The sequence below is a fragment of the Mesorhizobium sp. M7A.F.Ca.MR.362.00.0.0 genome (genome assembly GCF_004023175.1).
Taxonomy (GTDB): Bacteria; Pseudomonadota; Alphaproteobacteria; order Rhizobiales; family Rhizobiaceae; genus Mesorhizobium.
The window spans coordinates 1-7,926 of sequence record NZ_RZTF01000289.1 but is presented as its reverse complement, the minus strand read 5'-3'; the positions used below and the strand labels follow the sequence as shown (position 1 = coordinate 7,926).

The window sequence follows — 7,926 nt, the reverse complement described above, 5'->3', positions numbered from 1 at the left end:
GCCCAGCGCGAAGGCGAGATGATTGGCTGTTTCGGGCATCTGTTCTTCCCCAGCGCGCCGCGAATGGACGCGCGATCCGGCAGGCGGCCAAGATGTGCCTGTCCCGGCAGGCGCGCAAGTGCATGGCGGCGCCAGCCATTGTTCCAGCCAGCCCCCGATGGCTACGGATCAGCCGACGATGCGCAGGTTCGACAATTCGTTGCCGATTTCCTTGAAATCGTTCGACAAGCTGGCGCCGGTGGCGTTCCAGAACAGTTTTGCCGGCTTGCTCGCGTCCGTTGGATCCTTGCGGAAGCGCGAGTTCGACGAGCAGGATTTCAGCGCCTCGATCGCCTGCTGGTCGGCGATTTTAGTCGTGGACAGATCGAGCGCCACAGTCATCACCATGATGTTGGCTGCCTTGGCGTTGTTGCAAAGCGTCGCCATCTGCTCGTTGAGCGCGTTGGTATAATTGCCGTTAGAATAATCGAATTGGCCAATGGTGCTCGATGTGCCCATGAACAGGCGGCCCACCGACGTGCCGTTGTAGCCGGGTTTGAGATAGCCGAAGGATGCATAGGTCGACTTCGAATCGGCGGGGTCGGAATAGCCGAGCGAAGAAGGCGTGTAGTAGGTGTTGGCGCCGTCGGTCAGCACGATCACGACCTTGTCATTGCCTCTCTCGGTTTCCGGGCGGCCTTGCGTGAAGGGCTCGCCGCTCGAAACCACGCGCCATCCCCAGGCCATGCCTTCGGGAACATTGGTGCCGCCGTCGGGCTTCATCAGGTCGATCGCGGCCTTGATCGCGGTGAGCCCAGTGGCAACGCTGACATCGGTCAGCGGCGTGATCGGGTTGGTGGAGCAGCTGTAGTTCGGCCCGTTGCCGGCGGCCAGCGCCGGCGCATTGATCGGCCGCGGCTGGAAATATTTGGCCATGTTGCGCAACCGGGATTGGCCGGTGCTGCTTGTCGGGTCGTCATTCCACCAGCTGTTCACGGCGCCGTAGGTCATCGGCGTGGCTTCATCGGGGTCTTGGGTGAGCCTCCAATGGTTGCCGGGTTCGTCGGGGGCGAACATCGGCACGAACATCGTTGCCGGATCGCCAACCCCTATGCCGGTGTTCGCCGAGCCGCCGGACGGCGCCGCATCGTTGACATTGTAGGGATAGGGCCTGGCCTCGACGCAGCCCTGCCAACTGGCGAATGGACCATAGGAATCGATGTAGTCGTATTCGTCATGGCTTCGTTTGCAGGTGTTGTTCGAGTTGTATTCGTCGCAAACCACACGCTTGCTGTTGGTGACACGCTCATGGTTGGTGACGACCTTCATGTCCCGGTAGAGCGAAAACCGGGTCAGCATCTGGCCTTCGTCGGTACCCCATCCGGTGCCGCGCTTGTACCAGATACCGTTGGTCTGCTGGGCGTATTTGTCGATCGCGTTCAGCGTCGACCAGTCGAAATTCTCGTTCGATACCGGCGACAGTCCTTCGGTGTCCATCCAGGACGCGTTACCGTTGCCGGGTCCGACATTGACCGAGGCGGCAAACGGAACGAGGCCGAACTGCACCGGCCTGTCGACCTGCTTGATCATGGCCGCCTGCTGGGCCAGCGTGTCGACCAGCTGTTTGGCCGCGGTCTTGAGAAGGTCGATGCGCGTTTGACCCGAGCCCGTTCCGGTCTTGGTCATCGACCCGGAATTGTCGAGCGCCAGGGCGACTTCAAGAGTGTTCTTCAGCCGCACTTCCGAGGTCACGTTGAAGCTGATCTTCTGGTTGGCGTCGGTTTCGGATTTGCCGACGAGCTGACCGAAGACCGGATAGAAATAGGGCTTGTAGTCAAGCCGCGCGCTCATCTTGAGCAAGCCCCCGCCGGCGGTGTTGCTTGGCAAGGTGACGCTGAGCGTCGTGTTGGCGGAGTTGATCTTGTTGAGGTTGGCATTGAAGAAGTCGAGCGCATAGGCCCTCAACTGGTCGTCGGTAGCACCCTCCGTCAGCCGGCGCGCCGTGGCGAAGTTTGCGGCATCGAGCGCATTCGAAACCGCCTGTTTTTCGCGGCTCATCTCGGTGAAGTCGACGGCTATCGCCAGGGCGCCCATGAGCGGAACCATCGCAACGACCGTCATAAGAGCATAGTTGCCGCGCTTGTCGCGGCAGAACTGACGCCAAAGTTCATGCATGTCTTGCAGCGGCCCCCGCCGGCGGATTCTCGATCGATGCCAGTTTTCCACAAAACGCTGAAGGCCGCGTTTGGGAAATCGCTCTATTGCCGGGGCAGCGCTTCACCAACCGCTAACCAATCGTGCCTGGCGAAAGCTGGTGACAGGCCGGGGCGGTTCGGCTAATCCGAACCGGCTGCGGCGAACCGTCGGTGGCAGCGATCGCAACGATCATGACTGAAGGAAACGGCATGGCGGATTCGCCTGGAATCATCGGCTCGCTCGAAGACGTGTCGAAGGCCTATTCGGCAATCCTGTGCGATGTCTGGGGCGTGGTCCACAATGGTGAAACGCATTTCCCGGTGGCGGCTTCCGCACTGGCAAGGGCTCGAGAGGCGAAAATCCCCGTCGTCCTGATCACCAATTCGCCGCGCAGAAGTGCCGATGTCGTGGCGCAGATGAACGCGATCGGTGTTCCACCGTCAGCCTACGACCGGGTGGTTACCTCAGGCGACGTGACGCGGGATCTGATCGCCGAAGGGCCGCGCAAGATTTTCCATATCGGCGCCGACCGGGACTTCACCCTCTATGAAGGTCTCGACGTCGAGCTTGTCGAGGAGTTCGAGGCGTCCGGCGTCGTCTGCACCGGCCTGTTCGACGACGAGGTCGAAAAACCCGAGGATTACACGGAGCTCCTGCGGCGGCTGCGCGCCAGGAACCTGCCTTTCATCTGCGCAAATCCCGACATCGTGGTCGAGCGCGGCGAGCGCATGATCTGGTGTGCCGGCGCGCTGGCGCGTGACTATGCCCAGCTCGGCGGCCGCACATTGATCGCTGGAAAACCATACGCGCCGATCTACAATCTCGCGATGAAGGAGGTCGCCGAGATTCTTGGCCAGCCGGTCGAGCGCGGCCAGGTGCTGGCCATCGGCGACGGCATGATGACCGATGTGAAGGGCGCCGCGGACAATGGCTTCGATGTTCTTTATGTCTCCGGCGGCATCCATGCCCGCGACTATGGCGATGCCCTGCAACCGGATCCGGCAAGATTGGCGGCGTTCCTGGAAAAGCATGGCTATGGTCCGGTGGCCGTCATTCCCAGGCTTCGGTAGGTGACGATGGCAGCCTTCCAACGCATCCTCGCAACCGCGCCGCTTCCCGCCGACCTGCGCGGCGGCGTCGTGGCGATCGGCAATTTCGATGGCGTCCATCGCGGCCATCAGGCGGTGCTCGAGCGCGCCTCTGCCGAGGCCGGACGGCGCGGCGTACCGGCCCTGGTGCTGACGTTCGAACCGCATCCGCGCAAGATCTTCAGGCCTGATATCCCGTTGTTCGTGCTGACGCCGCCGCCGAGAAGGCGCGGCTCCTGTCGCTGCTGGGCTTTGCCGCGCTGGTCGAGCAGCCGTTCACGCGCGACTTCGCCTCGCTGTCGGCGGAAGCGTTCGTGACGGATGTGCTGGAAACGAACCTTGGCATTACCCACGCCGTGACCGGGTTCGATTTCCACTTCGGCAAGGATCGTCAAGGCGGCCCGGCCTACCTGATGGCGGCGGGTGAGCGTCACGGCTTCGGCGTCACGCTCGTCGACGCCTTCCGGGACGAGGGCGCCGAGGTGGTGTCGTCCAGCCGCATCCGCGGATTGCTGGGCGAGGGCGAAGTGGCTGAAGCCGCCGGTCTGCTCGGCTACCGCTTCACCGTCGAAAGTGAGGTGGTTGGCGGACAGCAGCTTGGCCGCACCCTTGGCTTTCCAACCGCGAATATGAGGCTGTCGGCTGAAGCCGCACTCAAGGAGGGCATCTATGCCGTCCGCTTCCGCCGCTCCGACGGCACGCTTCACGACGGCGTCGCCAGCTTCGGCCGTCGCCCGACCGTCGACGACAATGGCGCGCCGCTGCTGGAAACCTTCGTCTTCGACTTCTCCGAAGACCTCTATGGCGAGGTCTGTCAGGTTTCCTTCTTCGGTTTCCTGCGCCCGGAGGTGAAGTTCGATGGGCTCGACGCGCTGGTCGCGCAGATGAAGCGCGATGAAGCCGAGGCACGCGCGCTGCTTGCCGGCGTCAAGCCGCTCTCCGATCTCGACGCGGCCATGGCTTTTTGAGTCCAGGCATGATCCCTACTTTTTCAGCGCCAGGCCGACGGCGATGAAGGTCCAGCCCTGGAAGATCAGATCGATCGCAAGGAACAGACCGAGCACCCACAGGCTGTTGACCGGCCAGCCCATGGCGATGATCAGACCTGCAAGCGCGCTGATGACACCGGCGGCGACGAGCCAGCCCCAGCCGCGTTCCGGCCGATGGCTGTAGCCGACCCAGGCCCTGAGCACCCCTGATGCGACCAGCGCGATCGCCAGCAGGAACGTCAGCACCGCCGAGGCAAGCAACGGATTGCCGAAAGCGAAGAAGCCGGCAACGGCGTACAGCAGTCCGCTGAGCAGCCAGTAGAAGAAGCGGCTCCAGGTCTTGACGCCGAACGCGTGCACGATCTCGATGATACCCGCCATCAGCATCAGCCATCCCACGACGTAGACGGAAGCCACCGTTGCGACGAACAGATTGGCAAAGGCAATGCCGCCGAAGATGAGCAGCAGCACACCGAGCGCGACAAACCATCCCCATTTTGTCCGTGTCTGTTCGATCCCGATTTTCAAGGCGTCGCCATGCAGGGTCATTGTCGCGGTCTCCATCGAGGGCTGCGGAATACTGCGGATGGAAGGTAATCCGGGCGCGAGCCAACGTCCAGCCGATGACCGGCAGCGGGATCGCGGCAAAGCGCGAGCATATGTCTCGGGTTTAAATCAAATTTTACCAAACGGCCGTCAAAGCTGTCATCAGCAATCATATGCGTTGTGTTAGTGGAGTGGCCATGAGTTCGGTCGGAAGAATCTCTCTTGTGTTGGCCGCCGCGGTGCTGGGTGGGACGGGCGCTGCCAATGCGGGCGAGGGCAGCTGGCTGTCCGGCGACTGGTATCTGACCGTAGGCGCCACGGGCATGGTGGCGCCGAATTTCGAGGGCGGCAAGAAGTACCTGCTCAGCGCCTCGCCAATCATTTCGCTGGGCAAGGCCGGACCGGCGGCCCGCTTTGTCTCGCGCAACGACAACATCTCGCTGGCGCTGGTCGATGATGGCGGTGTCCGCGCCGGCCTGACCGGCAAGTTCCTGTTTTCCCGCGATGATGACAACGCCGATGAGCTGAAGGGCCTCGATCCGGTGCGCTGGGGCGGGGAAGTCGGCGGCTTCTTCGAATTCTATCCGACCGACTGGCTGCGCGCCCGCGCCGAGCTGCGCCACGGCATTCGCGCTCACAACGGCTTTGTCGCCGACATCGCCGCCGACGCCTTTTACGATGTGACGCCGACCGTCAGGATTTCGGGCGGCCCGCGTGTTTCCTTTGCGTCAGGCAATTATTTCGACGCCTATTACGGCGTCAACGCGCAGGAAGCCGTGGCCTCGGGCTTGAGCGAATATCATCCCGGTGGCGGGCTGAAATCGACCGGCCTCGGCGGCGCCATAACCTGGAAGGTGACCGAGCCGATGACCGCCAGCCTGTTTGGCGAATATTCGCGCCTGATGGGACCGGCGGCCGATTCCAGCCTGGTCAAGGAGCGCGGCGACCGCAACCAGTTCATGATTGGCGTGTCGACCACCTACCGCTTCGATTTCACGATGTAAGTGAATCGAACGAGACGCTTTATTCCTGCCGTGGCTTCGGCTAAAAGCCCAGCCATGACCAGCTTTTCGCGCCTTTTCGCGATCGCGATACGAATTACAGGCCCGGTGTTCCGGGTGGCCTGAGCGCCGCCGGAGCCGCCGGGAGTTTCTGCGCGCCCCCTCGCGCTTTTTCCATAACATGATAGTTCACGCCCGAGCTTGTACGCCCGCCGGGCAATGCAAATGGCAGACCAATGACCGATACAACTGAAACGATCGACTATTCCAAGACGCTTTACCTGCCGCAGACGGACTTCCCGATGCGTGCCGGCTTGCCGGAGAAGGAGCCGCTGCTGGTCAAGCGCTGGCAGGACATGGATCTCTACCGCAAGCTGCGCGAGAGCGCTGCCGGCCGCACGAAATACGTTCTGCATGACGGGCCACCCTACGCCAACGGCAACATCCATATCGGCCACGCGCTGAACAAGATCCTCAAGGATGTCATCACCCGCTCGTTCCAGATGCGCGGCTACGACTCGAACTATGTGCCCGGCTGGGACTGCCACGGCCTGCCGATCGAGTGGAAGATCGAGGAGCAGTACCGCGCCAAGGGCAAGAACAAGGACGAGGTGCCGGTCAACGAATTCCGCAAGGAATGCCGTGAGTTCGCCGCGGGTTGGATCGCTGTGCAGGGGGCCGAGTTCCAGCGCCTCGGCGTCATCGGCGATTTCGAGAATCCCTATACGACGATGGCCTTCCATGCCGAGTCGCGCATCGCCGGCGAGCTTTTGAAATTCGCCATGTCGGGCCAGCTCTATCGCGGCTCCAAGCCGGTAATGTGGAGCGTGGTCGAGCGTACGGCGCTGGCCGAGGCCGAGATCGAGTACCACGACTATGAGAGCGACACGATCTGGGCGAAGTTTCCGGTCGCCAGCTTGGCCCGCCCTGTCGATGGCGAGACCAAGCTGACGGAGGGCGCACTCGATCTGCTGCAGGCACATGTCGTCATCTGGACGACGACGCCATGGACGATCCCCGGCAACCGTGCCGTCAACTATTCGCCGCGCATCAACTATGGCCTCTATGAGGTCACGGCAGCCGAAAACGCATTCGGCCCGCAGCCGGGTGAAAAACTGATTTTTGCCGACGCGCTGGCTGAAGACTCCTCGGTCAAGGCCAAGGTCACCTTGAATCGTCTCCGCAGCGTTTCGGCGCAAAAGCTTGGAAGCCTTACGCTTTCGCATCCGCTCAAGGGTTTTTGCGGCGGCTACGACTTTGCCGTTCCGATGCTCGCCGGCGACCACGTCACCGACGATGCCGGCACCGGCTTCGTCCACACCGCGCCCGGCCACGGCCGCGAGGACTTTGACGCCTGGATGGATGCGGCGGTGGATCTGCGCGCACGCGGCATCGATCCCGCCATCCCGTTCACCGTCGACGACGGCGGTTTCTTCACCAAGGACGCGCCGGGTTTCGGCCCCGACCGGGAGGGTGGACCGGCGCGTGTCATCGACGACAACGGCAAGAAGGGCAACGCCAACCAGGCCGTCATCGACGAGCTGATCAAGCGCAACGCGCTGTTCGCGCGCGGCCGGCTGAAGCACAGCTACCCTCACTCCTGGCGGTCCAAGAAACCGATCATCTTTCGCAACACGCCGCAGTGGTTCGTCTACATGGACAAGGACCTCGGCGACGGCTCGACACTGCGCAGCCGGGCGCTCAAGGCCATCGACGATACCCGCTTCGTGCCCGCCGCCGGCCAGAACCGCATCCGCGCCATGATCGAGGAGCGGCCGGACTGGGTGCTGTCGCGCCAGCGCGCCTGGGGCGTGCCGATCGCCGTCTTCGCCGATGCCGACGGCAATGTGCTGAAGGACGAAGCGGTCAACCAGCGCATCATGGACGCCTTCGAGCAGGAGGGCGCCGACGCCTGGTTCGCGGCTGATGCCAAGGAGCGTTTCCTTGGCAATCACGACGCTTCGAAGTGGAAGCAGGTGATGGACATCCTCGACGTCTGGTTCGATTCGGGCTCGACGCACGCCTTCACCCTGGAAGATCGTCCTGACCTGAAATGGCCGGCCGACGTCTATCTCGAAGGCTCCGACCAGCATCGCGGCTGGTTCCATTCGTCGCTGCTGGAAAGTT

Annotated in this window: 5 protein-coding genes and 1 pseudogene; 4 read left to right on the top strand and 2 right to left on the bottom strand. The window is 62.7% G+C overall.

Translation table 11 applies throughout. The features are described from left to right. Positions 1–168: 168 nt before the first annotated feature. The gene (locus EOC06_RS26895) at positions 169–2,154 is read right to left on the bottom strand and encodes a TadE/TadG family type IV pilus assembly protein (protein WP_206631259.1); all 1,986 of its coding nucleotides are present in this window, start codon (positions 2,152–2,154) and stop codon (positions 169–171) included. Between the two features lie 230 nt (positions 2,155–2,384). Here EOC06_RS26895 and EOC06_RS26890 point away from each other — a divergent pair, with 230 nt between their 5' ends. Together EOC06_RS26890 and EOC06_RS26885 are read left to right on the top strand one after the other, a co-directional pair. Then, positions 2,385–3,245, top strand: coding sequence for a TIGR01459 family HAD-type hydrolase (locus EOC06_RS26890; RefSeq protein ID WP_164898751.1), 861 nt, complete (start codon positions 2,385–2,387; stop codon positions 3,243–3,245). 6 nt (positions 3,246–3,251) lie between these two features. After that, positions 3,252–4,231 (top strand): annotated as a pseudogene (locus tag EOC06_RS26885) (bifunctional riboflavin kinase/FAD synthetase). A 15-nt stretch (positions 4,232–4,246) separates the two neighbouring features. Here EOC06_RS26885 and EOC06_RS26880 read toward each other — a convergent pair. Beyond that, complete coding sequence (locus tag EOC06_RS26880; RefSeq protein ID WP_128309207.1) at positions 4,247–4,801, bottom strand: HdeD family acid-resistance protein; 555 nt, start codon at positions 4,799–4,801, stop codon at positions 4,247–4,249. Positions 4,802–4,995: 194 nt separating this feature from the next. Here EOC06_RS26880 and EOC06_RS26875 point away from each other — a divergent pair, with 194 nt between their 5' ends. Continuing rightward, positions 4,996–5,802 carry a MipA/OmpV family protein gene (locus tag EOC06_RS26875; protein WP_127408602.1) on the top strand — a complete coding sequence of 269 codons (807 nt, stop codon included), beginning with the start codon at positions 4,996–4,998 and terminating at the stop codon, positions 5,800–5,802. A 233-nt stretch (positions 5,803–6,035) separates the two neighbouring features. After that, positions 6,036–7,926, top strand: a 1,891-nt coding sequence (locus tag EOC06_RS26870) for an isoleucine--tRNA ligase (protein WP_128309206.1), incomplete at its 3' end; no start/stop codon positions are given.